The organism is Actinoplanes oryzae (genome assembly GCF_030757795.1).
In the GTDB taxonomy this organism is placed as follows: Bacteria; Actinomycetota; Actinomycetes; order Mycobacteriales; family Micromonosporaceae; genus Actinoplanes.
The window spans coordinates 1-25961 of record NZ_JAUQWH010000126.1; the positions used below are offsets into that span (position 1 = coordinate 1).

Here is a 25961-nt window from a genome sequence, read left to right on the forward strand (position 1 = left end):
ACTCAGGACCGTGGAAGGGGTGTTGGTCCCGCGAGACCTGCTCAGCTGCTGCTCGAACTCCGCACCGTCAAAATCGACGAAATCGCTGCTGGCCCAGTAGGTGTCGAAAACTGCACTGATCTTTTTAACGGCATCGGGGTTCCGTGCGGCGGATACGCGAACGTTCCACTCCTTGCCCGCGGTCTGCGCCGAGTAGGTCAAATTGGAGGACCCAACATAGGCCGTGCTGAGGGCCGATTCCCGGTGGAAAAGCCAAGACTTGGCGTGTAAGCGGGTACCCGTCGTGTCATAAGACACCCGGACGTTGGCGCCTAGATCCACCAGCATCTGGAGAGCTTTTCCCTCGGTCGACCCGGTATAGGTCGTGGTGAGAAGGCGAAGCTTCCGGCCCTGCGCGCAATGCTGACGTAGCGGCTCGAGGAGCGGAAGAATGCCGCTGACTCGAACGAAGGCCATCACCACGTCAATGGCGTCCGCAGAATCAATCTCAGTCTTGATTTGGCTTCCGACCCGCGGCTCGCCGGGCGCGTTGGTAAGCACTGTGGTGTCGCGCAGCGGGATGAGCGGACGAGACGCCATCCTTACCGTCCCGTCGGGCTGGTGCTGCCCGATGCTATTCAGCACGCGACCGGTCGAGTCCGGTGGATCTGCGACCGTCTTGGCCTGCCTTAGATGCGCGTGGAGAGCATCGATGAGAACGCGAGCCGTGTCCACGCTGGTGGCCACTCTTTGATCTTCAGGAACGGCCTCCAGGCTTAGCCTCAGCTGCTGCGCCACCACTTCGGCTATGCGATCAGCCACGTCGGCCGGTCGCAGCCGTTGCAGTTCAAGGAGCTTCTCATCTACCCCAGAAAGCCGGCGCGCCAATCCCTCAGTCAGGACTGCTTCATAGGCGCCCGCAGCAAAGTCCTCCGCCACGCGGACAGTGTGCCGCAGGACACCCTCCGGCGAGGCCAGATCGGTACGCGTGTTTGGGGCGGTGAGTCGATCAGAGATTGCGTGAATCCGCGGAACGCACGCCGACTGAGCGTCTTGTCGACACGACCAGCTGGTCAGCGCAGCGTTGACCAGCTCAAGACGCCGGGCACGTCAGTGCCGGGCACACGCGTGCTCAACGATGGCCCCCTTGGGGGAGCCAGGCGTTTCATCCGGGTGGACGGCGCTAGCATCGCGGCGGACAAACAACGCGGCGCTGGGGGAAGACACGTGGAGCTGGTGCACTCGGGGAAGGTCCGGGACGTCTATCGGGACGGGGAGGACCTGCTGCTGGTGGCGTCCGACCGGATTTCGATCTATGACGTGATCTTGCCCACGTTGATTCCGGACAAGGGGAAGATTCTCACGCAGCTGTCGCTGTGGTGGTTCGAGCAACTGGCGGATGTGCTGCCTAATCACATCATCTCGGGCACTGACGTGCCGGCCGAGTGGGCGGGGCGGGCGGTTCGGTGCGAGCCGCTGGAGATGGTGATGGTGGAGTGTATTGCTCGGGGTTACCTTGCGGGGTCGGCGCTTCGGGCGTACGAGAAGGATGGGTCGATCTGCGGGGTTGAGTTGCCGGGTGGGCTGGTGGAATCTTCGCGGTTGCCCGAGCCGATCTTCACGCCGTCGACGAAGGTCGCGCCTGGGGCGGGGCATGACGAGAACATCACGTACGAGCAGGTTGAGGGCCTGGTCGGGGCGGATGTGGCGGCGGAGTTGCGGCGGGTCACGCTGGAGGTTTACCGGCGGGGGGCCGAGGTGGCGGCTCGGAGCGGGCTGCTGCTGGCCGATCTCAAGATTGAGCTCGGGTGGCGTGACGGGCAGCTGAAGCTCGGCGATGAGTTGCTGACGCCGGACGCCGCTCGTTTCTGGGCCGCCGACGAGTGGGCTCCCGGGTCGGCTCCCCGGTACCTGGACAAGCAGTTCCTGCGGGACTGGTCGGCGTCGCTGGACTGGGATCGGACGGCGCCCGGGCCCGAGGTGCCCGAGGAGGTCGTGGAGGCCACCCGGAACAGGTACGTCGAGGTCTACGAGCGGCTGACCGGCGACCGCTGGAAGTAGCCCTCAGCGGCGGTGCTTGCCCTTGTGGTGGGCGCGGTCGTCGTCGACCTGCTCGGTGGCGTTGACCGCGTCCTGACCGCCGTCCTGCGCGGACTGGCGGTCGCGCTCGCGGTCGGCCGCCTGGCTGCTGCTGGTCGGACGGATGTCCTCGGGGCCGCCGATTGTCGGGTCCAGTGAAGGATTCGTCATGACCTTCGGGTACCCAGATTGCGGCGCGCACACGCGCTCGCCCAGATTGCGGCTTCCACACGCGCTTGCCTAGACAGTGACGCCCACACTCGGTTGGGCGGGTCCCGCTGGAGCTGATCAGCGGCGGGCTTTACTCGGATGTGCGGCGCAGATGCCAGCCGAGCGCGACGCCGGCGAGCAGGCTGATCAGTCCCAGTGTCGTCGTGAGGACCACCGTAGCGATCATCCGAACGCACCGAGCAGCGAGGCGCCGTCGCCGCCGGTCTTGGGGCGGCGGATGGCGAGGCCTTTCTCATTGCGGTAGTCGAGGGTGGGGTCCTCGTCCGCTCGCACCGTCACATACGGCGCGGTGAAGGTGTCGACGCCCGTGCCGATGTGGGTGCCGGGACGGTAGGTGACCGTGACGGCGATGGCGGAGGCGGCCTCGATGATGCCGGCGCGCCAGCCGTCGCGGTAGACCCAGACGCGCTCGGCGGGGTGGTAGCTGCCTGCGGGCTTGACCTCCGCGGGATCACGCTGCGGCGGGGCGAAGGTGGGGGTAGACACGAGAGCCTCCTGCATCCATCCGGGTGTGGTCCCTGCGGCGGCGTCACCACCGGGACAGTCAGAGTTTTCGACACTCTGCGTCAGGGCAAGAACGACCGCCTGTCAGCTATCATGCTCGGGATCCAGTGCGTTCGCAAGGCAGGATGCACGTGCATCCGGCTCGTGCGCGGGATGCGGGGTGGTCCGAACGTTCGGTTTTCCACTGGACGATCTCACCCTTAGGATGCATTGGGCGACGGATCTGCAACTTGCAGCTTCGCAGGGGATGTATCGGACGAGGAGCCAGGTGAGCACGGGTACGCAGGAGGAGGCGCCGAACAGCGGCCCTACCGTGCTTCGCATCCTGCTCGGTGCGCAGCTGCGGAGACTCCGCGAGGGCAAGGGCATCAGCCGTGAGGACGCCGGCTACGAGATCCGTGCCTCGGGTTCGAAGATCAGCCGCATGGAGCTCGGCCGGGTCAGCTTCAAGGAGCGCGACGTCGCCGACCTGCTGACCATGTACGGCGTGAAGGACGCCGCCGAGCGTGAGGCGCTCCTGGGGCTGGCCCGTCAGGCGAACAACCCGGGCTGGTGGCACCACTACGGCGACGTCATGCCGACGTGGTTCCAGTCCTATCTGGGGCTCGAGGCGGCCGCCACGCTGATCCGCACCTATGAGATCCAGTTCGTGCCGGGCCTGCTGCAGACGCCGGAGTATGCCCGGGCCGTCATCATGCTGGGCCACGCGGGCGCGACGCCCGACGAGATCGACCGCCGGGTCGAGCTGCGGCGCCAGCGCCAGCAACTGCTCGACCGGGTGGAGGCGCCGCAGCTGTGGGCCGTCATCGACGAGGCGGTGCTGCGCCGGCCGATCGGCGGCTACGAGGTCATGCGCGGGCAGATCGAGGCGCTGATCGAGGCCTCGAAGAAGCCCAACGTGCGCCTGCAGATCATCCCGTTCAACGCCGGCGGCCACGCTGCCGCCGGCGGTCCCTTCGCGATCCTGCGCTTCCCGGAGCCGGAGCTGCCCGACGTCGTCTACGTCGAGCAGCTGACCAGCGGGATCTATCTGGACAAGCGGGACGACGTCGACCAGTACGCGATCGCCATGGAGCGCGTCTGCATCGACGCCGAACCGCCGAACAACACCCCCGAGATCCTCGGCAAGCTGCTGCACGAGGTCGGCCGGCTGGCCTGACAGCGCCCTCGGGGCTTGCTGTCCATTCACTCTCCGTCAAGCACTCGTCCGGGTGACACCCCCGGGCGACGACGGGTCACCCGACCAGGTAGTCGAAGTCCCCGTCCCGCACGCCGCCGAGGAACGCCTCGATCTCAGCACGCGTGTAGATGAGCGCCGCCCCTTGCGGGTCGCGGGAGTTCCGCATGGCGATGCTGCCGTCCGGCAGGGCGGCGGTCTCGACGCAGTTGCCGCTGGGGTTGCTCCGGCCACTCTTCTTCCAGGCCACGCCCTCCAGCTGCCCGGCGGGCATGCCGTTGAAAATGCGCGTCATTGCTCGACTCCCTAACGATGAGACCGGTCCGGGGACCGGCGATGTGTGTCACGCCGGCTACCTGCTGTGCAGATGCACGTGCATTTGGCCTTGCGTTCTCACATGATTGTGAGCGTGATAACGCACGTACCCCAGCGAATGGGGATCACGGAGGGTGACATCTTTAAGTGACGGAACGATCGCGCTCGGCCTCGATGCAGGCTGCGGCCGCGGTCGCGCGGCGGGAGGAAGTGCACATGTCGGTCGCCAACGCCGGCCCGGCGCCCTGGGAGCCGCTCGGCCGGGGCGTCGAGGAGGCGCCTCGTCGCACCAATCCGTCCCTTGTCCACCGCATCGACCGGGCCGACGACATGTGGGCGGCGAGCACCCGGGCGTCCACAGTGTCCCACCGGTTCGGGGCAGTTCGCCACGCTCTGACCCGAAAGGGGTCCGAGGGCCGCTTCGCCGCCGGAGAGGGTGATTCCGATGCGGGTCAATGAGCACCTCTGCCACGCGCACCGCCGCCGCACCGCCCTGGTGCACGCGGGCGCCGGTCACAGCAGCACCCTCCGCCCCGACGCCGCGCCGGTCATCCGCCGTGGCCGCCTGCAGGCCGACGTCGCGCGCTGGCCGGTCCACGTCTTCGCGGAGGCCGACTACTGCTGGGGTCTCGGCCCCCTCGCGCTGCGGCTGCACCGGATCGAGTGGCAGCGCCCGGTGCCCTACGACGGCGACACCTGGCTCGAGGTCGAGGGCACGGTGATCGACCGCGGCACCGGTCGGCCGGGCCCGCGCCGCGAGGTTCTGGTGCGCGCGGCGATCCTGCCGAAAATGCCGCCCCGCAGGAGGCCACGACTACGCGCCTGACAACGTCGTCAGAGGAGCAGCCGACGTCGCCAGAAGACAGGCGACGCGGTCAGAAAGACAGCTGGCGTCGGCGGAAGGCAGGCGACGCGGTCGGGAAGACGGCCGGCGGCGGAAGGCAGGCGACGCGGTCAGGAAGACGGCCGGCGGCGGAAGGCAGGCGACGCGGTCAGGGAGTCAGCCGGCGTCGGCGGAACAGCCGGACAGAGCAGTCACGGATGAAGGACAACGCCCGCGAGGGCCACAGATGAGAGCGCGCCGGACGCCCGCACCCAGGGCGTCCGGCGCGTCGCCCGACCCCGGCCGGGCGGTCCGGTTCCCCCGTGCTGGATCGCTCGGCCGGCCGCATTCCCCGTCGAAGAGACGCTGACACCGAAGGGCCGTTCCCCGCGCGGCGGCCCGGGCGACACGCGACAATGCGAGCATGCCACTACTTGATCTTGATCCCGATCAGCTGCTGTCGACGACCCGGGCCGTCCGCAAGCGCCTCGACTTCGGGACGCCCGTCCCGGACGACCTGATCCGTGAGTGCGTGGCGATGGCGCTGCAGGCCCCGTCCGGCTCCAACGTGGTCACGATGCAGTTCGTCGTCGTCAAGGACGCGGCCAAGCGCCGGGCCGTCGGCGAGGTCTACCGGCAGGTGTACGCCGGCTACAAGGCATCACCGGGCTATCCCGGCCGCCCGACCGGCGACGCCGAACGGGACAGGATCCAGGCCAAGGTCGCCGAGTCGGCCGACTTCCTGGGCGAGCACATGGGCGACGCGCCTGCCCTCGTGCTCGGCTGCACCGTCGGCGCGACCAGGGAGTACGCGGTCGCCGGGCTCGGCAACATCCTGCCGGGCATGTGGAGCTTCATGCTGGCGGCGCGCGCCCGGGGCCTCGGCACGGCCTGGACGTCGATGCACCGGGCCCGCGAGCAGGAGGTGGCCGAGATCCTCGGCATCCCGTACGAGACGGTGGCCCAGGCGGTCCTCACGCCGCTGGCCTACACGAAGGGCACCGACTTCCGGCCGGCCAAGCGCCCCGACCCGGAGACGGTGATCCACTGGGACTCGTGGTGAGTCCTCAGGGCTTCCTGGCGACGCCGGCCCAATAGTAGGTGGCTTCCGGGTCGGCGACCGGCGTGTCCGGGCGCCAGGCCGGCACCGGCACGAGGCCCGGGTCGAGGAGCTCCCAGTCGCCGAAGAACCGGGCGACGGCCTCCTTGGTCCGGGCCACCAGCGTCATGCCGGCGCCGCGGGCGGCCGCCACCGCCTCGTCGACCGCCTCGGGGTTGAAGTCCGCGGTCGGATGGGTGATCGCGAGCAGGCTGCCGGACGGCATGGCATCGCGCAGCCGGGCGACCAGCGACCACGGGTCGTCCTCGTCGGCGAGCAGCATGAGGACGGCGATCAGGGTCAGGCCCACCGGGCGCGACAGGTCGAGCGTGTCCTGCAGGGCTTTATCGGACAGAATGGACTCGGGATCGCGCAGGTCGGCGGCGATGTACTCCGAGCGGCCCTCGGGGCTGCTGATCATCAGGGCGCGGGCGTGGACCAGCACGATGGGGTCGTTGTCGACGTAGACGACCCGGGTCTCCGGGGCCAGCCGCTGCGCGATCTCGTGCAGGTTGGGCCGCGTGGGAATGCCCGTGCCGACGTCGAGGAACTGCCGGATGCCCTCCGCCGTCACCAGCTCCCGGGCGGCCCGGTGCACGAACTTGCGGTTCTCCCCGGCCATCGCGCGCAGGGTCGGGATGGCCTGCAGCATGGCCTCGCCGACCTGCCGGTCGGACGCGAAGTTGTCCTTGCCGCCGAGCCAGTAGTCGTAGATGCGGGCCGAGTGCGGCACCGCCGGGTTGACCCCGGGCGGCGCGGACTCGAGCGGACCGTCCTGCGGCATGCGACTCCCCCGTCGTGGTGACCTTGTGTCGGGAAAGGGACAGCCTAACCGGCAATCATGATCAATATCAGTCGCCCACGGGTGGGTGGGGTCAGGCGGCGTCGCGATAGGACACTTCCGCCACGACGCGGTCGCGGCCGGCGTGCTTGGCGACGTACAGGTTGCGGTCGGCCGCGGCGAGCAGGGCGGGTTGCGTACCGGAGAGGTCGTCGCGGAGATCGGCCACCCCGATGCTGATCGTGACCGGCAGACCGTGCACCAGCTCACGCCAGTCGTGGCCGGCCACCGTGCGCCGCAGCGCCTCGAGGTGGCCGACGGCCGTGACCGGGTCGAGGCCCGGCAGCGCGATGAGGAACTCCTCGCCGCCCATCCGCGCGACGAACCCCTCCGGCGACACGGCGGAGATCGCGGTCTCGAAGAGCTTCGCGGCCTGGACCAGCACCTGGTCGCCGACGTCGTGCGACAACTGGTCGTTGATCCGCTTGAAGTGGTCGAGGTCGGCGATCGCCACGGTCAGGTCGCCGGCGCCGATCAGCTCGGGCAGCCGCTCGTCGACGTAGCGGCGGTTGCGCAGGCCGGTCAGCGGGTCGCGGCGGGCCTGCTCCCGGAAGCGCTCGGCCTCGCGCCGCGCCTCGGTCGTCTCGAACATCGCCTGCCGGGTGCGCGCCTGCGCCTCCCGCTGCGACGAGTGCAGGGCGTAGTGGGCGGCGAAGAACACCTTGTGCACGGCGAACGCGTCGGCGAACTCGCCCCGGGCGGCGTGCAGCTCGGCCTGCTCCTGGTGCACGCGGACCAGGACATCGCCCAGTCCCCGCTCCTCGCACAGCCGGCGCGACGTGTCCAAGCTCTCCTGGGCGCGGTCGGTAGCCTGCCGGTGCCGCTGCGCCCGGGCCAGCGTCAGCATGTACTCGGCGAGCGCGTCGGCGTCCTCGTACTTGCCGAGCTGGTGCCGCCGGACCGCCTCCTGCAGCAGCTCCTCGGCGGCGAGGTAGTTGCCGTTCTCGATCTCGATGGCGCCCATGGTGTCGAGCCCCGCCGGGTCGAGCTCGACGCCGTGCGCCGCGGCCGTCTTCTGCAGCTTGTCGGCGACCTGCTGGGCGAGCTTCTTGTCGCCGCAGGCGAACTCGGTGTACGCGTGGTTGTTGAGCACCCCGAGCAGCAGCTGCACCTGGCCGAGGTCGGCCGCCAGCTGCTCGGCCTGCGCGTACCGCTCGCGGGCCGGCTCCATCGAGCCCGCCAGCCCGAGCGCGTCGGCGAGCTTGGCGCGGTGCCACACGTGCATGTAGGGCGTCGCGGCGTCGTCGAGCAGCTCCACCGCGAGCACCGAGTGCTCCAGGCACTGGGCCGGGTCGCCCAGGTGCCGGTGGATGTGGGCCCACACCAGGTGGGTACGCGCCTGGAGCACCCGGTCGGCATGGGCGGCGGCCCACCGGTGGATGGCCCAGATCCGCTTGGCCGCCCCGGCGACGTCGCCCTTGCGCATCAGCATGTTCGCCTGGCTGAGCCGGGCCCGCGTGACGAGCCGCTCGTCGCCCAGGAGCCGGGCCTGCTCCTCGATCCGGGTGGCGGCCGCGTAGGAGGAGTCGGCGTCCCACAGGTACTGGTCCTCGAGCTCGGTCAGGGCAGCGCCCAGCGACTCGGTCGCGTACTCGTCCATCGGTCCCTCCTTCCGGCTCGTCCGAGGCGTAGATCGGCACCCGCGGCCTCCAGTGGAGAAGAAGCCGTATGTATCCGAAGGTTAGCGTTGCGTCACCAGCGCCTCCCATCGTCATGAACGTGATCCACGTCGCGATGGCGACGGGTGAATTCCGATGTACGGCGTACAGTTGTCGGGTGACGAAGCAGAAGCAGCGCCTCAGCCGGGACACGATCGTGGGCTGCGCTGTGACGCTCGCGGACGCCGAGGGGCTCGAGGCCGTGACGATCCGGCGGCTGGCCCAGGAGAACGGCGTCACGCCGATGGCCATGTACTGGCACTTCAACGACAAGGAGAGCCTGCTCGACGCGCTCGCCGAGCGGCTGCTCGACGACGTTGTCCTGCCGGAGCCGACCGACGAGCCGTGGGACGTGCGGCTGCGCGCCATCCTGGCGGCCATCCTCACGGCGTTGCGTCCCCATCCGACCTTCGCGGGGCTGGCGATGCGGCGCATCCTCGTCGCGGAGAGCGGCCTGCGGCTGGCCGAGCGGACGCTGGGCCTGCTCGCCGAGGCGGGCCTCGACCCGCGCCGCTCCGCCGAGGCCGCCACCTTCCTGCTCTGCTCGGTGATCACGCTCGTGGCGACCGACCCGGCGGGCGTTCCCGAGGCCTCTGCCGCCGAGCACGACGAGAAGCTGCGGCTGAAGCGGGCGTCGCTCGAGACGCTCCCGCCGGCCCGCTATCCCCACGTCATCGCGGCCGCGCCGGCCCTCGTCGACTGCCGCAGCGACGACGACTTCTTCACGCACACCCTCGACCTGCTGGTCCAAGGGGTCCGCAACTCCCGCTGACGATCACGTCACGTCTCTTGACACACCTTTACGCCGTACATCTACGGTGTACATGTACAACGTACATGAGCGTAAGGGGAAGTCCGTGCCTCGAAATCCATGGCCGACGCTGGCGGTGCTGGCGGTCGCGCAGTTCATGGTCGTGCTCGACGTGACGATCGTGAACGTCGCTCTGCCCGGCATCCAGGCCGACCTCGGCTTCAGCGCCGCCGGGCTGCAGTGGGTGGTCAGCGCGTACACCCTGCTCTTCGGCGGGTTTCTGCTCCTCGGCGGGCGGGTCGCCGACCTGATCGGGCGGCGCCGGATGTTCGTCGTCGGCCTGCTGGTCTTCGGCGCGACCTCGCTGCTGGCGGGCCTCGCCCAGAACCCCGAGCAGCTGGTGGTGCTCCGCGCGGTGCAGGGCCTGGGCGGCGCGCTGCTGTCCCCGGCCGCCTTCGCGATCCTCACGGTCACCTTCGCCCACGGCCGTGAGCGCAACATCGCGATGGGCGTCTGGGGCGGTCTCGCCGGTCTCGGCGGCACCCTCGGCGTCATCGCGGGCGGCCTGCTCGTCGACTCGCTCTCCTGGCGCTGGATCTTCCTGGTCAACGTCCCGTTCGCGGTGGTGATCGCGGCCCTCGCCCCGGCGATCGTCGCGGAGAGCCGGGCGGCGACGACGGGCCGCCGGACGTTCGACGTCGCGGGCGCCCTGCTCAGCACGGCCGGCCTGCTCGCCATCGTGCTCGGCGTGATCCGGGCCGAGCCGCTCGGCTGGTCGTCGTTCGAGGTCATCGCGCTGCTGGTGGGAGGGGTCGTGCTGCTCGCCGCCTTCGTACGCGTCGAGGCCCGGTCGGCTGCTCCGCTCGTACCGCTGACGCTCTTCAGGTCTCGAAGCCTGACCACGGCGATGCTGGCGCTGGCCCTCAACGGCGCGGCCTTCCTGGCCATGTTCTTCCTGACCGCGATCTTCCTGCAGCAGGTCCGCGGGCTCACCGCGCTCGAGACCGGGCTGCAGTTCCTGCCGATGGGCTTCGCGGCGATCGCGAGCGCGGTGATCGCCTCGCAGCTGGTCACGCGCTTCGGGACGCGGCCGGTGCACATCGGCGGCGCCGTCCTCAGCATCGCCGGCCTGCTGCTGCTCTCGACCGCCGATGCCACGTCCTCGTACGTGACCACGGTGCTGCCGGGCCTGATCATCTTCGGCGTGGGCATCATCGCCACGGGCACGCCGGCTTCGATCGCCGCCGTGGCCGACGTCCGGCACGACCAGGCGGGCGCGGCGTCCGGCGTGGTGAACGCGGGCTATCAGGTCGGGGGCGCGCTCGGGCTGGCGGTCATCACGACGCTGTCGACGTCGCATGTCGAGGGGCTGATCGCCGGTGGGTCGGCGCCCCAGGACGCGCTGGCCGGCGGGTTCGAGCGAGGGCTGGTGCTGGCGGCGATCTTCGCGGCGGCCAACATCCTCACCGCGCTCAGCGCCCCGCGCCTGCGTCCGACCAGCGACCAGGTTGCCGAGGCCGCGGTGGCCGCATGAGAAGCGGCGCCGGGCTCTCGGAGCCCGGCGCCGCGTCTGGTGCGAAGGTCAGTTGTGCACGGCGTGCTTCGCGGGCAGGCCGTGGTCCGCGGCGGGCTGGTCGGTCTCCGCGGCGTGCTTGGGCGTCTCGGCGGAAGCGCCCAGGTCCATCGTGCTGCGCAGCGTGATCCGGCGGAAGAACACCGCGGCGAGCACGCCGACGACGCCGATGATCGCGGAGATCAGGAAGATGTGACCGGTCGCGTCGCCGTAGGCGGCCCGGACGATCTGCTGGATGGAGTCCGGCAGCTCGGCGAGGTTCAGGCTGCTGGTGCCGCCGCTCGTCGCCGAGGCCGGCACGCCCGCCTGGGCGAGGTGCGTGGTGATGTCGTCCGTGACCCGGTGGGCGAGCACCGCGCCGAGCACCGAGACGCCGATCGTGCCGCCCAGCGAGCGGAAGAACGCGATCGTGGCGCTGGCCGCGCCGATGTCCCGCAGGGCGACGGAGTTCTGCACGGCGAGGACGAGGTTCTGCATCGACATGCCGACGCCGGTGCCGACGAGCAGCATGCCCAGCCAGAGCTGCCAGAGCGGGGTCTGGTGGTCGGTCAGCGACAGCAGCCCGAAGCCGACGACGAGCACCACCGTGCCGGCGACGATGTAGGGCTTGATGAAGCCGGTCCGGGTGATCATGCGGCCGGAGATGGTCGAGGACAGCAGCACGCCGGCCATCATGGGGATGGTCATCAGGCCGGCCTCGGTCGGGCTGTAGCCCCTGCCGGTCTGGAAGTACTGGCCCAGGAAGACCGAGCCGCCGAACATCGCCATGCCGACCGCGAGGCTCGCGATGATCGCCAGGGCGGTGGTGCGCTGCCTGACGACGTTGAGCGGGACGACCGGCTCGGCCGCGCGGCTCTCCACCCAGACGGCGAGGGCCAGCAGGACCAGGCCCGCGCCGACCATGGCGTACGTCTGCCACGACAGCCAGGCGAACGAGCTGTCGACGAACGAGACCCAGATCAGCAGGACGCTGACGCCGGCGGCGATGAGCGAGGCGCCGGCGTAGTCGATCTTCACGTTGTCCCGCTTGAAGACGGGCAGGTGCAGGGTGCGCTGCAGCACGATCAGGGCGACGACGGCGAACGGCGCACCGGCGAAGAAGCACCAGCGCCAGCCGAGCCAGTCCGTGTCGACGATGAGGCCGCCGAGCAGCGGGCCGCCGACCGTGGCGAGGGCCATGACCCCACCGAGGTAGCCGTTGTAGCGGCCGCGCTCCCGCGGCGGGATCATCGCGCCGATGGCGACCTGGACCAGCGCCTGGATGCCGCCGAGGCCGATGCCCTGGAAGGCGCGGGCGGCGATCAGCTGGCCGGCGGTGTGCGAGAAGCCCGCGACGATCGAGCCGGCGACGTAGATCACGATGGAGATCTGGACCAGCAGCTTCTTGCTGTAGAGGTCGGAGAGCTTGCCCCAGATCGGGGTGGTCGCGGTGCTGGTCAGCAGGGTGGCGGTGACGACCCAGGTGTACTGGGTCTGGCTGCCGTTCAGCGAGCCGATGATCTTCGGCAGCGCGGTCGAGACGATGGTCGCGCTCGACATGGCGACGAAGAGGGCGAGCAGCAGGCCGCTGAGCGCCGAGAGGATCTCCCGGTGGCTCATCGCCCCCGATTCATGGTGCTTGGCTGCGCTTTCGGCGCGGGATGTGGTTGGTGCGCTCATCGCGCTGCCTCCAGCGGGTGGTCGTGACGGGACATGAGGTCTGTCGAAAGGCGCCGCATCAGCGCCGTGAGGACGGCGATGTCCTCGGGGGTCCATTCCCGGAGCGCCTCGGCGAGCTGCTGGTCGTACCAGCCGGCGATCTCGTCGAGGGCCCGCGCGCCGGCGGGGGTGAGGGTCAGCACGCTGGCCCGGCCGTCGTCGGGGTCGGCGCTGCGCGCGACGAGCCCGGCCTTGACGAGCGCCGCGACCGAGCGGCTGACCGTCGACGGGTCGAGGGAGGTGCGCTCGGCGAGATCCTTCAGGTGACAGCCGGAGGCCGGGCTGATGATCCACAGCACCTGCAGCGTGCCGGGGGGAATGGCCGACTGCAGACCGGGTAGCCGGCTCTTCAGCAGGCGCATCGCCTTCGTCAGCTCCCGGGCCTCAGTCATCAGCTCGCGACGCAGCGCAGTAGCCATGAGTGCCTCCTAGGAATGGTTGCCACATACAACTATCGGTTCAAGTTGCCGCATGTGCAAGTTTGCGCAGTGGGAACTGAGTCACATCGTCGGTATGTTTGACGCATGACTGCCACGACGGCCGAGCCGGGGCTGCGCGAGCGCAAGAAGGCCGCGACCCGGCAGGCCCTCCACGAGGCCGCCGTACGGCTCGCCGTCGCGCACGGCGCCGACAACGTCACGGTCGAGGCAGTGGCCGACGAGGCCGGCGTCTCGCGCCGCACCTTCTCCAACTACTTCGCCAACAAGGACGAGGCCCTGCTGCACGGCGACCGGGTGCGCATGGCCGAGATGGTCGGCATGATCCGCGAGCGCCCGGCGGCGGAGGACGCCTGGACGGCCCTGAGCCGCACGGCCTCCGCCTACTACGCCAGCCAGGGCACGCTCGACCCGCAGTGGATCGAGCAGGTCCGGCTCCTGCGGCAGCACCCCGCCCTGCTCAGCCAGCAGGCCCGCGTCTACGCCTCCGCCGAGCGCGAGCTCACCGCCGCTGTCGCCGAGCGCCTCGACGACAACGACGACCGCGGCCTGCGCGCCCGGCTCATGGTCGCGACCTTCCTGGCCGCCATGCGGGTGGCGCTGCACGTCTGGCTCGAGAACGCGGACACCACCGACCTGCGGACCATCACCGGCGACGCGCTGGCCGAGGCGGGCCGGGGATTCGGGAACGCCTGACGGTCAGGCGCGCGTCCAGGTGCGGGTGGCGGTGTACCGGACGTTGCCGAGCTTGTCGTAGGCGCGGACCTGGACCTTGAGGGTCTTCGCGCGGTTCTTGGTGGTGAGCTTGAGGGCGTACCCGGCGGTGTAGTCGCGGGCAGCCACCTTGCCGTTGACGACCAGCTCGACGCGCGCGACGCCGCTGGGGTCCGAGGCCTTGACCGTGACGGTGACCGTGCCCTTCACCTTCGCCTTGTTCGCCGGCGCCTTGGTGATCGAGACGGCCGGGCCGGCGTTGTCGGCGGTCACGGTGCGGGCGGCGAGGGTACGGGCCTGGCCGAAGCGGTCGGTGACCCGCCAGGTGAGCTTGACCTTGCCGGAGGTGGTGCCGGTCCTGACGGCCAGCGCGTAGGGGGCGGTCTTGTCGGCGCCCAGGTATTTGCCGTTGGCCCAGAGCTCGGCCTTCGCGATGCCGCCGAGGTCGGTGACGCCGGTCAGCTTGCTGGTGAAGGTGCCGCGCACCCTGGCATTCTGCGACGGGGAGATCCAGCCGCCCGACGGCGGTAGGTTGTCGACGCTGACCGGGCGGCTGACCTCGAAGGTGTTGCCGGCCTTGTCGCGCACTTCGACCGTGAGCCATCCGGAGGGGTCGAGGGGAACCCGTCCCTTCCACTTGGTAGTTCCGGCCACCTGCGCAAGCGAGCCGCCGTAGTGGGAGAAGACGGACTCGATGTCGGTGGCGGTGCTGGACACGGTGAGGTCGATGGTCGTGCCGTGCACCACGGTGAAGATCTCGGGAGAGACGAAGGTCGCCGTGGGAGTGATCGTGTCGGCCTGCACCACGGTGGTGACGTCGCTGTAGTTGCCGGCGTAGTCGTACGCACGCACGATCACCGGCATAGGCCCGTTGAAGCCGGTCGGCGGCCGCAGCCAGACCGCGGCGCCGGAGCGGCGGGCGCTGGACACGACCTGGCCGTCGACGAGCAGCTCGATGCGCGCGATGCCGTGGTCATCGGTTGCGTAGAGGGTGATCAAGCCGCCGTGAGCGTTGATCAACGCGCCCTCTTTCAGGCTGGTCCGGGTCACTGTGGGCGCCACCGTGTCGTCGCGGGCGAAGTCGTACGCCACCCGGGCGGCGTTCACAAGCGGCTGCTTGTTCGGCATGACGTCGACGTCCCGCACGATCGCCGAGGTGACCTCGGCCGTAGTGGCGTCCGGGCGCAGGGAGAGGGCCAGGGCTGCCACGCCGGACGTGACGGCTGTCGCGCCGGAGGCCTTGACAGCGGCGGTGAGCTCCCCGTCCTTGCCGAGCACGTGGAAGCCGCTGTTCGCCGTCACATCGACCCACTGACCTTTGCTCGGCGACCCGTACTGACCGACGGAAAGAACGTTGTCGAAGGCCGCGGGGTATCGCTGGTCCGTCGACGCGACGTTGCCGGCGGAGGCGACGATCACGGCGCCCCGATCCACAGCGAACTCGACCGCTTCTCGCAGGGCACGGCTCGCGACAGAGGTACTCAGAGACAGGTTGATGACGTTCGCACCGTGGGCCGCGGCCCAGGTGATACCGGACGCCACGGTGCCGGACGTGCCCTGCCCGCCGTCGAGCACCCGTACGGGCATGACTTCGCACTTGCTGCAGACGCCAACACTGCCGGCGTCGTTGCCCGCCTCCGCGGCGATGACGTTCGCGAGGGCCGTGCCGTGCCCGTCCGAGTCGGTGGTGACGTCGTCGCCGTCGACGAAGTCCCAGCCGGCAGCCAGCCGGGGCGACGTCAGATCGGCGGTGGAGGTGACGCCGCTGTCGACGACAGCCACCGTGACGGCCGGGCTGCCGCTTGTCCAGGTCCACGCCTGCGGGATCTGCGTCACGTCGAGTGCGCTGTCGTCGATCTCGTAGTCGGCGGTCACGACGGCGCCGCGCTCGAACCAGGTGACGCCGGGCTCGTTGCGCAGCAGGGAGTCGACATGGTCAGCGAGGTCCGGCGACACGTCGATGCTCATCGCGTCGAGGCCGTAGATCGGGCGGCTGTCCAGAACCGAGTCGGCCAGTGCGGCCGTGATGGCATCTGCGCTGCCGCCGACGTCGAAGGTCACGACGGTGGCGGGGCCCGCCTGGGCGGGGGCGGCCAGGCCCGGGAGGAGCAACGAGGAGATCAAGCAGGCCGAAGCGAAGCGCACGGATGGAAGGTACGGCACCGTAACGACGTCGCGCAACGGGAAAGCGGAACGCGGCGCCCCGGGGAAGGGCGCCGCGTTTCTTGGGGATTTTCCGTTGGGGGACGGAAGGGTGGGGCCTGGGTCAGCCCTGGAAGCCGGCGAAGATCTTGCTGAACTCGAACGGCGACTGGCTGACGTTGGTGCACTGGAAGAGGGCGCCGGAGCAGGCGTTCTTGTCGCGGTTGACCTCCCAGTAGGAGACCATGCCGAGGTGGTTGCTGTTGGCGAAGGCGACCAGGTCACGGGCGTCGCTCTGGGCGAAGGTGCCGTTGTCGTCGTTCTTGCCGAGCATCGGGGTGACGCCGACCTTCTTGAAGGCGGCCGCGTCGCTGATGCCGTACAGGGACCTGAGCTGGTCCTTGGTGGACTTGACGGCCTGGATCGCGAGGTCGCCGTAGTCCTGGGCGCTGCGGCCGTAGTCCATCGCCATGATGTTGACCAGGTCGAGGTCGACGCCGGCGTCCTTGGCCGACTTGACCACGTTGAGACCGTCGCCGGTCAGGCCCTCGGGCAGCACCGGGAGGGTCAGCGAGATCTTGAGGCCGGGGTTGGCCTTCTGCAGCGCGGCGAGCGCGGTCGAGCGGCGGGCGATCGAGGCGGCGTCGGCGGAGGCCGCGCCCTCGATGTCGAGGTCGATGTACTTCAGGTTGTACGCGCTGACGACCGCCTGGTACTCGGCCTGCAGGGCCTTGGCGTCGGAGCAGCCCTGGGCCAGCTCGACGCCGGTCGCGCCGCCGAAGGAGACCTTGACGTCGCCGCCGCCGGCGCGCAGCGCGTTGATCTGGTCGCTGAACTGCTTGGCGCGCGGGTCGAAGGCGCCGAACCAGCTGGCCTTGCAGCCGGCGCCGGTGACGAACGCCAGCGAGAAGGACTTGACGTTGCCGCTCGACGCGAGCTGCGAGAGCGTGGTGCTGCCGTTGGAGAGCAGACCCATGTCCACGTACGGCGCCACGAGCACATTGCCACCGGATCCGCCGGACGCGGGCGGGGCCGTCGTGGTGGCCGGGGCGCTGGTCGGCGTCCTGGTGGTGGGGGCCGTGGTCGGCGGCGTGGTGGGCGCCTTGGTGGTGGGCGCGGTGGTCGGTGCCTTGGTCGTCGGCGCGGTGGTGGGTGTGCCGGCGCCGGCGGAGAGGCAGGAGGCGCCGTTGATCGTGCAGCTCGTCGGGTCGCCCTTGCCCGTGACGATGAAGCCGAACGTGGTCGAGCCGCCGGCCGGGATCGTCGCGTTGTAGCCACGGTCCTTCGCCATCGACCGGGTGCCCGACGTGGTGACGTTCGCCTCCCAGAAGCTGCCGAGCTTCGCGCCGGACGGCAGACCGAAGTCGAGCTCCCAGCCCGTGACCGCGGCGCCGCCGGTGTTCTTGATCGTGTACTGGGCCTGGTAGCCCGTACCCCAGTCGGAGTCCTTGCTGAACGAGGCGCTCAGCGTGCCGGCGGCGGTGGTCGACGGCCCCGTCGCGGCGACCGCAGCGACCGCACCTCCACCCACCGCAAGCGCGGCGGCACCCGCGTAGATGGCGAGACGTAGACGTCGACGTGACATGGAAACTCCGATCGAGACATCTTCACGAACGGAGAAAGCGTGCGGCGGAGGGGCTTAAAGAGTTCTGCCAGTTGTCTTAAGTCCGTTTTAAGTCGCGGACCGGCTCCTGGTGATCACGCGAAGTGATCGGTATAGCGTGCCGGGATGGAGAAGATCTCTGTGGACATCCCGGCCGAGGGCGGGCTCGCGGATGCGTACCTGGTGGTGCCGGACGGGGACGGGCCGTTCCGGACCGTGCTGCTCTACATGGACGCCTTCGGGCTGCGGCCACGGCTGCGGGAGATGGCCGACCGGATCGCCGCGCAGGGCTACGCGGTCCTGGTGCCGAACCTCTTCTATCGTGCCGGGCCGGCGCCCCTGGTGGACATGAGCGACCTCGCCACGCCGGAGGGCCGGGAGCGGACCATCGGCACGGTCACCCCGCTCGTGCAGGGCCTGACCACCGAGCTGCTGCTCCGCGACACCGCGGCCCACCTGGACTTTCTCGAGTCCGAGAAGCGGGTGGCGAAGGCGCCGGTGGCGATCACCGGCTACTGCATGGGCGGCCGGAACGCGTTCAAGGCGATCGCCGCCTTCCCCGACCGGATCAAGGGCGTGGCCAGCTTCCACGGCGGCGGGCTCGTCACCGGCCAGCCCGACAGCCCGCACCTGGCCGCGCACAAGGTCACCGGCGAGCTCTACTTCGGTCACGCCGACAACGACCGCTCGATGACCGCCGAGCAGATCGCCGAGCTCGAGCGGACCCTCGACGCGGCCGGCGTCCGCTACACCTCCGAGCTGTACGAGGGCGCGGCGCACGGCTACACGATGAGCGACACGGCGTCCTACAACGAGGCGGCCGAGCAGCGGCACTGGGAAGTCCTGATCCCGTTTCTCGAAAAAGTTCTGAAAAGCGATCAGGTACGCCCGGCGCCCGCCGATGGCTAGGTCAGCTCGTCGAGAATGCCGGGGACGAACCACCTGAGCGCGGTCAGGTCCCAGGCCTGGCGGATCTCGGTGATCAGGCCCTCGTCGTCCACCGTCAGGAACTCGGCCAGCCGGACGGTGCCGAAGGGAGCCCGGCAGTCGTAGACGAAGGCGGCGCGGTCGCCGGCGTACACGCTGGAGGCGATGGTGATCCGGTCCGCGAAGGCGGCGATGCGGTGCTGGGTCTGCACCAGCTCCTCGTCGTCGACCGGCAGGCCGAGGTTCCACTCGATCTCGGCGTCCGGGGCGATGGCCTCGCGGACGGCGGCGCGATCGCACCGCATCCACGAGGCCGCGTACTGGTAGGCGATGTCGGCGGAGCTCACGAACCGGAGACCATCGAGTCGCCGGTGACGAACGTGTAGCCCTGGCCCTTGATCCCGGTGACCAGCGTCTTCAGGTAGTCGGTGCCCAGGTAGGGGTGGTAGAAGAAGCTGGCCACGCCGTCCCGGACGACCAGGTTGCGGTCCGCCGAGGCGAGCAGATCGGCGGGCAGCCGGGCCGGGTGGTTGTTGAAGGGCTCCGGCTCGACGTTGCCGATGTTCTCCGGGATGACGACCGAGCCGTAGACGTCGCGGACCGCGTAGGGGAAGAACTGCCCGAACTGGCGGGTGTAGTCGAACTTCGCCCCGGTGAGCACGCCGGGGAAGTAGAGGCCCCGGTCGTAGCGCTTGCCGAACAGCGTGTTGATCGTCTGGTAGTCCAGTCCGCTCGCGGCGTAGTGCGGCGGCTCGAAGGTGGACGGCACGCCCAGGCCGGCGAGGGTGAAGATCAGGCTCGACGCGGCGACCCGGCTGGTCACGTACGCCGCCGAGTCCTCCTTCACCGGACCGTCGTAGACGACACTGTTGTTCGCGTCGACGTGGGCCAGGTAGAACTCGAAGTCGTTCGCGCTGACGCCGTCGTACGGGTTGGCGACGTTGCCGTACTGATGGGTGTAGCCGTGCATGAGCATGGTGCCGCCACGCTGCTGCATGTACCGCAGGGCCGACACGACCTTCGGCCGGTTGAGCAGCGTGTAGTCCTGGGCGTTCTTCGGGTCGCGGAAGCGCGGGTAGACGGCGACGCTGAACGGGACCTTCTGCGAGAAGAGGTAGTCGGCGATGGCCTTGAGCTCGGCCGGGTCGGAGTCGGGGCCGACGTCCTCGATGCGGACCAGCGCGCGGTGCCGGTCGCGGCTGACGCCGGTGTCGCCGAGGGAGTCGAAGAGCAGGTCGGCGAAGGCCAGGTAGCGGTCGTCGTGGGTCACGTACGCGAACGGGATCTCGCCGACATAGGTGAAGTTGCCCGACTGGACGGCCCACGGGAACGTCGTGCCGTCGGGGCGTACGGCGGTGGCGAGGGTGGTGAACTTCGCGGCGTCGGTCACCGACAGGTGCATGATGCCGGACTTGTCGGTGGTGTCGCGGGTCAGCTTCTTGCCCTTGTAGCCGACCTCCGCCACGTCCGCGAAGTCGAAGGAACCGCTGGCGAAGCCGTGCGTCGCGGCGAAGGACGCGTCGGTCAGCTGCCAGATGTTGTCGAAGAGCCAGGTGACCGGCTTCTTCGTGGCGGTGACGTCGGCGAGGAACGCGGCGGGCAGGGGCTCGTCGTAGGTCGAGCCGATGTAGACCACCGCGGTGTAGGCGTTGAGGTCGCCGGCCTTGTACCCCTTGACCGGGGTGGCGGTCCACGAGCCGAAGTGCGAGACGAGGTTCGCGGTCTGGGTGGCGTAGACCTCGCCCATCCAGCCGTAGTCGCCCGTGGTGTCGTACAGGACCAGGGTCTTCGCGGTGCCCCCGCCGGGCGCGGCCTTGCCACTCTTGCTGGGGACCGGCGTGGTGGCCGTGGTGTTGGTGGCGGCATCGGCGTTGACGACTCCGAAGCCGAGGGCGGCGACGGCGGTGAGGGCGGTGCCGGCGCCCAGCAGGGTACGACGGGAGATACGCATCAGAGGGACGCTCCGAACGAGAGGGCGGCGGGGGTGACAGCGGGCATCGGGGCGGGCCGGTCGGCGAGGCCGAGGAGCGCGGCGGTCGCCTGGGCGGTGCGGGCGGCGGCGAGACCGTCGCCGTAGGGGTTGCCGCCGGCGGTCATCGCGTCGCGGCGGACCTGGCTGTCGAGCAGCTCGGCGGCCTCGGAGACGATGCGGGCCGGGTCGGAGCCGACGAGCTTCGCGCAGCCGGCGTGCAGCGACTCGACGCGCTCGGTCACGTCGCGCAGCACCAGGGCGGGCACCCCGAACGACGGCGCCTCCTCCTGGATGCCGCCGGAGTCGGTCAGCACCAGGTAGGCCTCGGACAGCAGCCGGGCCAGGTCCGGGTAGGGCAGCGGGTCGGTGACCGTGACCCGCTCGACGCCCGCGAGACCGGCTTCGACCTGGGCGCGTACGGCCGGGTTGGGGTGGCTCGGCAGGATCACGTCGATGTCGTCGTAGCGCATGACCAGGGCCCGGACGGCGGCCAGGATGCGGTCGAGGGGCGCCCCCCACGACTCGCGGCGGTGCGCGGTGACGACCACGAGACGACGGTCGGCGCCGGCTTCCCGGGCCGCCGCGACCTGCTGATTCTCGTACGGGCGGCGGCCGGCCGCCACGGCCAGCGCGGCGTCGACCACGGTGTTGCCGGCGACGAGCACCTGCTCGGTGGCGACGTTCTCGTCCAGCAGGTTCATGGCGGCCAGCGGGGTCGGCGCCAGGTGCAGGCTCGCGACCTGGGCGACCAGCCGGCGGTTGGCCTCCTCGGGGAACGGCGAGTCGAGGTCGCCGGAGCGCAGCCCCGCCTCGAGGTGCACCACCGGGATCCGGCGCCAGAACGCGGCGAGCGCGCCGGCCAGGCTCGTCGTGGTGTCGCCCTGCACGATGACGGCGGCGGGGAGGCGCTCGGCCCACAGCCCGTCCAGCTGCCTGATCATCTCGGTGAGCAGCTCGGCCTGGGTGCCGGTGCCGCGCTCGACCCGCAGCGTCACGTCGGGCGTGAGGTCGAAGGCGGCGAGGGCCTGCGTGACCATCGTGGGGTGCTGGCCGCTGGCGACCAGGACCGGGGTGAGCAGGCCGGCCTCGCGGAAGGCCAGGACGACGGGGGCGAGCTTGACGGCCTCGGGGCGCGTGCCGCCGATCAGGTGCACTTCAGACATGGTGGGGGGACCTTTTGTTGTCGGGGGGTGTCAGGCGGCCAGGGCCAGATCGCGGGGAGCTTCGATCGGGTCCTCGCTGAGGCGTTCGGTCTTGGCCCAGGTCTGCCGGCCGGTCGCCTGGCGGGCGATGGCGCGGTAGGTGGCGACCAGGCCGAGGAGCAGGAACACGGGGTACGCGACGGCGGCGGTGAAGAGCCGGCGCAGCTTCTCGTCGCGGAGCCGGTAGCGGTGCACCAGCGCCCAGACGAAACCGGGGAAGAGCGTGACCGCCGCCCAGATCTCGCCGGCGTGGGCGAGGTCCATCCAGGACCGGAGGTAGGGGAGCGGATCATCCAGCAGCAGCCCCGCCGAGCCGGCGAGCACGCCCGCCGCGAGGGCCACGGTCACCACGGCGTTGAGCCACGGCGAGACGAGGTAGTGGACCATCTCCAGCAGCGAGGTGACCCCGATGCGCCGGGAGCGCGCCAGGCGGCGCAGGTAGGTCGCGCACTGCAGGTTGCCCTGGGCCCAGCGGGTGCGCTGGCGGGTGAGCCGGCGCAGGTCGACGACGGCCTGCTGGGTGACCGACGCCCGCGAGGTGTAGCGGATGCCGATGCCGCCGAGGTGCAGGCGCAGGCCGAGCTCGAGATCCTCGACCAGGCAGGCGGACCAGGGGGAGTCGCCCAGCCCGAGCAGCGCGGAGAGGCGGGTGAACTGCCCGTTGCCGCCGAGCCCGACCGTGTCGATGACGTCGCGCAGGCTCTGGCAGGCGTTGACGATCGCGCCGAACTCCAGATCCTGCACCGCGCCGAGGAGCTTGTCGCGGTTGCGGATGCGGACCTGCACCTGCACGGCGCCGATGCCCGGGTCACGCATCATCCGGGAGACCTCGAGCAGGATGTTGCCGCTGCCCTGGCCGTCGCCGTCGATGATGCCGACGACGACCTTCTCCGGCCGGATGCCGGCCTCGGCGGTGCGCGCGGCGATGTAGCGGTACGCGGCGTTCAGCGCCTCGCCCTTGCCCTTACGCGCCTCCGGCAGCTCCCGGCGCAGCACCAGCAGCCGGGGGTGCCGGATGGCGGCCAGCACCTCGGGCGTGCGGTCGTCGGAGCCGTCGTCGACCACGAGCACCCGGGCCAGCGTGCCGCCGGGGCCGCCGAGGGTGAGCGCGGCATTGACCGTGTTCGCGACGACGACCTCTTCGTTCAGGGCCGGCACGATGATCCAGAAGTGCTCCGGCGTGCCGTCGCCCTGGGCGAGCTGGTGCTCGACGAGCGCCTTGCGGTGCGATGCGATGTACCGGACGGCGAAGCTGACGAGCGCGATCGTGGAGACCGGCCAGGCCAGGAGGAAGGCGTATCCGGCGACCACGAGGTACCAGCTGTGCGAGGCGGTCATGCCGGGCTCCCTTCGTCACTCACCGTTTCCTGTGTCGCCGCGCTTTTGCCGCGGCGCCGGGCGTATTAGGACATTAAGGTCTCACGGAGCGTGACACAAGGGCGCGCAACGGAGGTCCGGGTCGATGTGGCCGATCGGCCCATGTCAGACATCTCAGGCGGCGCGAATGCGGCGGAATGGGGCGTAATGCCGCGGAATTCGGCGACATCTGCGGCGCGGCGGATCGCGACTCGGCCGTGACGGTCAGTGATTCCGGGCGGGCATGCCGGTTGGTGGCGTCGCGATCACTGCCCGTAACTCTGCGTGAGGTCTATGCTGCACGCGTGAACCGGACCCTCATGCGAGCCCTGATCGACCTGGCGGTGTCGATCGAACTCACCAGCGACGACGAGATCGACTCCGCGACGGCCACGACGTTGCTGGACGACCTGGCCACCACGCTCGAGGACCTGACCGACGACGAGCGCGACGACCTGGTCGACTTCATCGAGGAGCTCGCCGAGCGCACGAAGGACGCCGAGCGCAAAGAGGTGCTGCTCGACCTGCCCGACACCCTGGCCCTGACCGACGACTGACTTCCCGCACGGAGAACGCCACGCCGGCTGCGGCGTGGCGTTCCTGGTTTCCGGCGGCTTGCGGGTGTCGTGCTCGGGCGAAGGTGCTCGGCTGGGCCTCCAGCAGCTTGCGCTTGCGGCTTCCGGCTCCTGCGGGCGCGCAGGGGTGAACACTGGCTGCTCCCCGGGCAGCGGCGCGGGGACGGGTCGTCGGCTACTCCTGGGAGCGGAGCAGGGAGGGGTCCTCGCGGAGCAGGGCGGCGATGCGGCGGGCGGCCTGCTCGGTCTCCTGCTCGTCGATGCGGAGCGGGATGGGCTCGGCCAGCGGCGGCGGCATGCCGGGCTGCTCCTCCGCGGCCTGCTGCTGTGCCGCGCCGAAGCCGTTGCTGTGCTCGGCGAACCCGTTGCCCGGCGACGCGAAGCCGTTGCTCGGCGCCTCGAAACCGTTGGTCGGCGACGCGAACCCGTTGCTCGCGCCCTCGAAACCGTTGGCCGGCGACGCGAAGCCGTTGCTCGGGGCCTCGAAACCGTTGGCGTGGTCGGTGAACCCGTTGCTGTGGTCCGCGAACCCGTTCGTCGGGGTCGCGAAGCCGGTGCCGTTGGTCTGCGGGGCGTAGCCGTTGGTCTGGGCGGCGAACCCGGCCGGCGAGGTCTGCGCGTCGTAGGCCGCCGCCGGCGACGTCTGCACTGGGACCTCCGGCGGCGGGGTGGCCGCGAACGGATGCGGCTGCGGCGCGGCCTGCTGCTCGTACGCCGGATAGCCGTGCCCGTTGGTGGGCTGCTCGAAGACGTAGCCGTGCGGCGGGGTGTGCGGCTCGTCCGGGTCGACGTCGATGTAGTCGACGGGCGGCTCGTCGGCGCGGCGGGCGACCGTGGTGTCGGCGCTGACCTGCACGATGCCGTCCTCGACCGCGAAGTGGAACAGCGTCGGGTCGCCGGCGCCCTCGACGCCCACCGTCACGGCGAGCTCGGGGTTGCGGCCCACCACGGCGGCGATCGCCTCGACCAGCTCGGTCACCGCCGGTGGGGTGCCCGGCTCCTCGCCGGTCGCACGCCGGCGCAGCTGGTCGCGGCGCGCCAGCCTGTCGAGAGCGTCGTCCAGTCCGCCTCGCACGGCATCGTCCTCCCGTCCCTAGCGGTAGCCCGTACCACTGTGCCCGCTCGGGAGCGGTTTGGGAACCGGTCACGGAGCGACTCCGCGCACACCTTACGACTGCCGCATGCGTACGGCCTTGTGCAGGGCCTGGTCAAGCACTACGAGCAGGGCATCTCTCACGGAACCGCGGAATCGGGCGTCGAACTGAACGATGGGCACGTCGTCACGCACCGCAAGCGCCCAGCGCACCTCGTCCAGGTTGTAGCCCAGCTGACCGTTGAAGGTGTTGACGCCCACCGCGAACGGAAGCCCGGCTCGCTCGAAATAGTCCACAGCGGGATAACAGTCGTCGATCCGGGACGTATCAACCACGACCAGGGCACCGAGGGCGCCGCGGATCAGGTCGTCCCACATGAAGGCGAAGCGGGACTGGCCGGGCGTACCGAAGAGGTAGAGCTTGAGGGTCCGGTCGATGGTGACGCAGCCGAAGTCCATGGCGATGGTGGTCGTCGTCTTGCCGGTGCTGCCGGGGTCGTCGACGCCGACCGACTCCATGGTCATCTCGGCCTCGGTGGTCAGCGGGGCGATCTCCGAGATGGCCCCGACCGTGGTCGTCTTCCCGACGCCGAAGCCGCCGGCCACGATTATCTTGACCGGCACCGGCGGCGCGGCCGTGGCAGCCCGGGCGTGACTGTCAGGAGAGGGCGCGTAGTCCACTGATCACTCGCAGGATGGTGTCGGGGTCGGGGAATTCGTCGTCCATCACGTGCACGTCGAGGTGGCCGGTCGCCCGCAGGTCGCCGACCAGGATGCGGGCCACGCCGAAGTGCAGCCGCAGCCGAGCCGAGATCTCCGCCACGGACAGCGGCTCGTGGCAGAGCTGCACGATGGCCCGGCGCTCGGGGCTGAGCCGGGCCGGTGACACGCCGGGCAGCGTGCTGACCTGGGTCTCCAGGCCGATGCTCGGGTCGGCGGCCGCCGTACGCCCGGAGGTGATGACGAACGGCCGCAGCACCGCCGCCGCGTCGGGCCCGGTCTCGGGCGGGCCCTCAGGTGCGGGCCCGTGCAGGAAGGGCCGGACCCCGGGCACCTCCGGGTCCGTGCTCATTGCTGAACGGCGTTCTTCAACTCCGCGATGAGCCGCGGGCTCAGGGCGCCACCCGCCCGGTTGGCGAAGAGCGTCATCTCGTACGCCAGCGTGCCGAGGTTCGCGGAGCGGTCGGCCACCACGCCGAGCACCGAGCCGGC

At 70.3% G+C, this 25961-nt stretch carries 26 protein-coding genes and 1 pseudogene; 9 read left to right on the forward strand and 18 right to left on the reverse strand.

Annotated features, from left to right (window positions below):
* Positions 1–918 (reverse strand): phospholipase D-like domain-containing protein (locus tag RBH18_RS31390; RefSeq protein WP_306214085.1); only part of this gene is annotated, 918 nt, incomplete at its 3' end.
* Between the two features lie 288 nt (positions 919–1206).
* Between RBH18_RS31390 and RBH18_RS31395 the strand changes: the two genes are divergently transcribed.
* A complete protein-coding gene (locus tag RBH18_RS31395; protein WP_306214086.1) occupies positions 1207–2040 on the forward strand; it encodes a phosphoribosylaminoimidazolesuccinocarboxamide synthase in 834 nt (277 codons plus the stop codon).
* A gap of 3 nt (positions 2041–2043) precedes the next feature.
* Here the strand turns inward: RBH18_RS31395 and RBH18_RS31400 are convergent, their stop codons facing one another.
* On the reverse strand, positions 2044–2229 hold the full coding sequence (locus RBH18_RS31400; protein WP_306214087.1) for a hypothetical protein: 186 nt from the start codon (positions 2227–2229) through the stop codon (positions 2044–2046).
* Positions 2230–2451: 222 nt separating this feature from the next.
* A complete protein-coding gene (locus RBH18_RS31405) occupies positions 2452–2775 on the reverse strand; it encodes a hypothetical protein (RefSeq protein WP_306214088.1) in 324 nt (107 codons plus the stop codon).
* Positions 2776–3040: 265 nt separating this feature from the next.
* Here RBH18_RS31405 and RBH18_RS31410 point away from each other — a divergent pair, with 265 nt between their 5' ends.
* Positions 3041–3952 carry a helix-turn-helix domain-containing protein gene (locus tag RBH18_RS31410; protein WP_306214089.1) on the forward strand — a complete coding sequence of 304 codons (912 nt, stop codon included), beginning with the start codon at positions 3041–3043 and terminating at the stop codon, positions 3950–3952.
* Between the two features lie 76 nt (positions 3953–4028).
* Here RBH18_RS31410 and RBH18_RS31415 read toward each other — a convergent pair whose 3' ends face one another.
* Complete coding sequence (locus tag RBH18_RS31415) at positions 4029–4265, reverse strand: DUF397 domain-containing protein (protein WP_306214090.1); 237 nt, start codon at positions 4263–4265, stop codon at positions 4029–4031.
* Positions 4266–4730: 465 nt separating this feature from the next.
* Between RBH18_RS31415 and RBH18_RS31420 the strand changes: the two genes are divergently transcribed.
* Both RBH18_RS31420 and RBH18_RS31425 read left to right on the forward strand, forming a co-directional pair.
* A complete protein-coding gene (locus RBH18_RS31420) occupies positions 4731–5111 on the forward strand; it encodes a hypothetical protein (protein WP_306214091.1) in 381 nt (126 codons plus the stop codon).
* A 421-nt stretch (positions 5112–5532) separates the two neighbouring features.
* On the forward strand, positions 5533–6171 hold the full coding sequence (locus RBH18_RS31425) for a nitroreductase family protein (protein ID WP_306214092.1): 639 nt from the start codon (positions 5533–5535) through the stop codon (positions 6169–6171).
* A gap of 4 nt (positions 6172–6175) precedes the next feature.
* Here the strand turns inward: RBH18_RS31425 and RBH18_RS31430 are convergent, their stop codons facing one another.
* Complete coding sequence (locus tag RBH18_RS31430) at positions 6176–6991, reverse strand: SAM-dependent methyltransferase (protein WP_306214093.1); 816 nt, start codon at positions 6989–6991, stop codon at positions 6176–6178.
* Between the two features lie 91 nt (positions 6992–7082).
* On the reverse strand, positions 7083–8648 hold the full coding sequence (locus tag RBH18_RS31435) for a GGDEF domain-containing protein (protein ID WP_306214094.1): 1566 nt from the start codon (positions 8646–8648) through the stop codon (positions 7083–7085).
* A 176-nt stretch (positions 8649–8824) separates the two neighbouring features.
* Between RBH18_RS31435 and RBH18_RS31440 the strand changes: the two genes are divergently transcribed.
* Together RBH18_RS31440 and RBH18_RS31445 are read left to right on the forward strand one after the other, a co-directional pair.
* Positions 8825–9478, forward strand: coding sequence for a TetR/AcrR family transcriptional regulator (locus RBH18_RS31440; protein ID WP_306214095.1), 654 nt, complete (start codon positions 8825–8827; stop codon positions 9476–9478).
* A gap of 85 nt (positions 9479–9563) precedes the next feature.
* Positions 9564–10991 carry a DHA2 family efflux MFS transporter permease subunit gene (locus tag RBH18_RS31445; protein ID WP_306214096.1) on the forward strand — a complete coding sequence of 476 codons (1428 nt, stop codon included), beginning with the start codon at positions 9564–9566 and terminating at the stop codon, positions 10989–10991.
* 48 nt (positions 10992–11039) lie between these two features.
* On the opposite strand, the gene RBH18_RS31450 is transcribed toward RBH18_RS31445, so the two are convergent.
* Both RBH18_RS31450 and RBH18_RS31455 read right to left on the reverse strand, forming a co-directional pair.
* Complete coding sequence (locus tag RBH18_RS31450; protein ID WP_306214097.1) at positions 11040–12689, reverse strand: MDR family MFS transporter; 1650 nt, start codon at positions 12687–12689, stop codon at positions 11040–11042.
* Positions 12686–13147 carry a MarR family winged helix-turn-helix transcriptional regulator gene (locus tag RBH18_RS31455; protein ID WP_306214098.1) on the reverse strand — a complete coding sequence of 154 codons (462 nt, stop codon included), beginning with the start codon at positions 13145–13147 and terminating at the stop codon, positions 12686–12688. Before RBH18_RS31455 ends, RBH18_RS31450 begins: the two co-directional genes overlap by 4 nt.
* Before the next feature lie 105 nt (positions 13148–13252).
* Between RBH18_RS31455 and RBH18_RS31460 the strand changes: the two genes are divergently transcribed.
* On the forward strand, positions 13253–13861 hold the full coding sequence (locus RBH18_RS31460; RefSeq protein WP_306214099.1) for a TetR/AcrR family transcriptional regulator: 609 nt from the start codon (positions 13253–13255) through the stop codon (positions 13859–13861).
* A gap of 3 nt (positions 13862–13864) precedes the next feature.
* Here the strand turns inward: RBH18_RS31460 and RBH18_RS31465 are convergent, their stop codons facing one another.
* The gene (locus tag RBH18_RS31465; RefSeq protein WP_306214100.1) at positions 13865–16024 is read right to left on the reverse strand and encodes a S8 family serine peptidase; all 2160 of its coding nucleotides are present in this window, start codon (positions 16022–16024) and stop codon (positions 13865–13867) included.
* A gap of 121 nt (positions 16025–16145) precedes the next feature.
* A complete protein-coding gene (locus tag RBH18_RS31470) occupies positions 16146–17606 on the reverse strand; it encodes a cellulose binding domain-containing protein (protein WP_306214101.1) in 1461 nt (486 codons plus the stop codon).
* Between the two features lie 144 nt (positions 17607–17750).
* Between RBH18_RS31470 and RBH18_RS31475 the strand changes: the two genes are divergently transcribed.
* On the forward strand, positions 17751–18533 hold the full coding sequence (locus tag RBH18_RS31475) for a dienelactone hydrolase family protein (RefSeq protein ID WP_306214102.1): 783 nt from the start codon (positions 17751–17753) through the stop codon (positions 18531–18533).
* Here the strand turns inward: RBH18_RS31475 and RBH18_RS31480 are convergent.
* From RBH18_RS31480 to RBH18_RS31495, 4 genes are read right to left on the reverse strand one after another with little or no spacing between them, the layout of a single operon-like run.
* On the reverse strand, positions 18530–18898 hold the full coding sequence (locus RBH18_RS31480; protein ID WP_306214103.1) for a nuclear transport factor 2-like protein: 369 nt from the start codon (positions 18896–18898) through the stop codon (positions 18530–18532). The genes RBH18_RS31475 and RBH18_RS31480 overlap by 4 nt on opposite strands.
* On the reverse strand, positions 18895–20502 hold the full coding sequence (locus RBH18_RS31485) for a polysaccharide deacetylase family protein (RefSeq protein ID WP_306214104.1): 1608 nt from the start codon (positions 20500–20502) through the stop codon (positions 18895–18897). The genes RBH18_RS31480 and RBH18_RS31485 overlap by 4 nt, the downstream gene beginning before the upstream one ends.
* A complete protein-coding gene (wecB, locus tag RBH18_RS31490) occupies positions 20502–21686 on the reverse strand; it encodes a non-hydrolyzing UDP-N-acetylglucosamine 2-epimerase (RefSeq protein WP_306214105.1) in 1185 nt (394 codons plus the stop codon). Before wecB ends, RBH18_RS31485 begins: the two co-directional genes overlap by 1 nt.
* 30 nt (positions 21687–21716) lie before the next feature.
* Positions 21717–23063 carry a glycosyltransferase family 2 protein gene (locus tag RBH18_RS31495; RefSeq protein WP_306214106.1) on the reverse strand — a complete coding sequence of 449 codons (1347 nt, stop codon included), beginning with the start codon at positions 23061–23063 and terminating at the stop codon, positions 21717–21719.
* A gap of 323 nt (positions 23064–23386) precedes the next feature.
* On the opposite strand from RBH18_RS31495, the gene RBH18_RS31500 reads away from it, so the two are divergent.
* Positions 23387–23638: a hypothetical protein gene (locus RBH18_RS31500; RefSeq protein ID WP_306214107.1), complete on the forward strand. Its 252-nt coding sequence runs from the start codon at positions 23387–23389 to the stop codon at positions 23636–23638.
* A 193-nt stretch (positions 23639–23831) separates the two neighbouring features.
* Here the strand turns inward: RBH18_RS31500 and RBH18_RS31505 are convergent, their stop codons facing one another.
* From RBH18_RS31505 to RBH18_RS31520, 4 genes and pseudogenes are all read right to left on the reverse strand, one after another.
* Positions 23832–24731 carry a hypothetical protein gene (locus RBH18_RS31505; protein ID WP_306214108.1) on the reverse strand — a complete coding sequence of 300 codons (900 nt, stop codon included), beginning with the start codon at positions 24729–24731 and terminating at the stop codon, positions 23832–23834.
* A gap of 93 nt (positions 24732–24824) precedes the next feature.
* Complete coding sequence (locus RBH18_RS31510; protein WP_372339020.1) at positions 24825–25373, reverse strand: GTP-binding protein; 549 nt, start codon at positions 25371–25373, stop codon at positions 24825–24827.
* A gap of 34 nt (positions 25374–25407) precedes the next feature.
* A complete protein-coding gene (locus RBH18_RS31515; protein ID WP_306214110.1) occupies positions 25408–25821 on the reverse strand; it encodes a DUF742 domain-containing protein in 414 nt (137 codons plus the stop codon).
* Positions 25818–25961: pseudogene (locus tag RBH18_RS31520) on the reverse strand (roadblock/LC7 domain-containing protein); the annotation flags it as partial. The pseudogene RBH18_RS31520 and the gene RBH18_RS31515, both read right to left, overlap by 4 nt.

Coding starts and splice junctions, on each gene's coding strand:
- RBH18_RS31400 (WP_306214087.1), bottom strand. CDS start 2,229: ATGACGAATCCTTCACTGGACCCGACAATCGGCGGCCCCGAGGACATC.
- RBH18_RS31410 (WP_306214089.1), top strand. CDS start 3,041: ATGTATCGGACGAGGAGCCAGGTGAGCACGGGTACGCAGGAGGAGGCG.
- RBH18_RS31415 (WP_306214090.1), bottom strand. CDS start 4,265: ATGACGCGCATTTTCAACGGCATGCCCGCCGGGCAGCTGGAGGGCGTG.
- RBH18_RS31420 (WP_306214091.1), top strand. CDS start 4,731: ATGCGGGTCAATGAGCACCTCTGCCACGCGCACCGCCGCCGCACCGCC.
- RBH18_RS31425 (WP_306214092.1), top strand. CDS start 5,533: ATGCCACTACTTGATCTTGATCCCGATCAGCTGCTGTCGACGACCCGG.
- RBH18_RS31430 (WP_306214093.1), bottom strand. CDS start 6,991: ATGCCGCAGGACGGTCCGCTCGAGTCCGCGCCGCCCGGGGTCAACCCG.
- RBH18_RS31435 (WP_306214094.1), bottom strand. CDS start 8,648: ATGGACGAGTACGCGACCGAGTCGCTGGGCGCTGCCCTGACCGAGCTC.
- RBH18_RS31450 (WP_306214097.1), bottom strand. CDS start 12,689: ATGAGCGCACCAACCACATCCCGCGCCGAAAGCGCAGCCAAGCACCAT.
- RBH18_RS31455 (WP_306214098.1), bottom strand. CDS start 13,147: ATGGCTACTGCGCTGCGTCGCGAGCTGATGACTGAGGCCCGGGAGCTG.
- RBH18_RS31460 (WP_306214099.1), top strand. CDS start 13,253: ATGACTGCCACGACGGCCGAGCCGGGGCTGCGCGAGCGCAAGAAGGCC.
- RBH18_RS31470 (WP_306214101.1), bottom strand. CDS start 17,606: ATGTCACGTCGACGTCTACGTCTCGCCATCTACGCGGGTGCCGCCGCG.
- RBH18_RS31475 (WP_306214102.1), top strand. CDS start 17,751: ATGGAGAAGATCTCTGTGGACATCCCGGCCGAGGGCGGGCTCGCGGAT.
- RBH18_RS31485 (WP_306214104.1), bottom strand. CDS start 20,502: ATGCGTATCTCCCGTCGTACCCTGCTGGGCGCCGGCACCGCCCTCACC.
- wecB (WP_306214105.1), bottom strand. CDS start 21,686: ATGTCTGAAGTGCACCTGATCGGCGGCACGCGCCCCGAGGCCGTCAAG.
- RBH18_RS31495 (WP_306214106.1), bottom strand. CDS start 23,063: ATGACCGCCTCGCACAGCTGGTACCTCGTGGTCGCCGGATACGCCTTC.
- RBH18_RS31515 (WP_306214110.1), bottom strand. CDS start 25,821: ATGAGCACGGACCCGGAGGTGCCCGGGGTCCGGCCCTTCCTGCACGGG.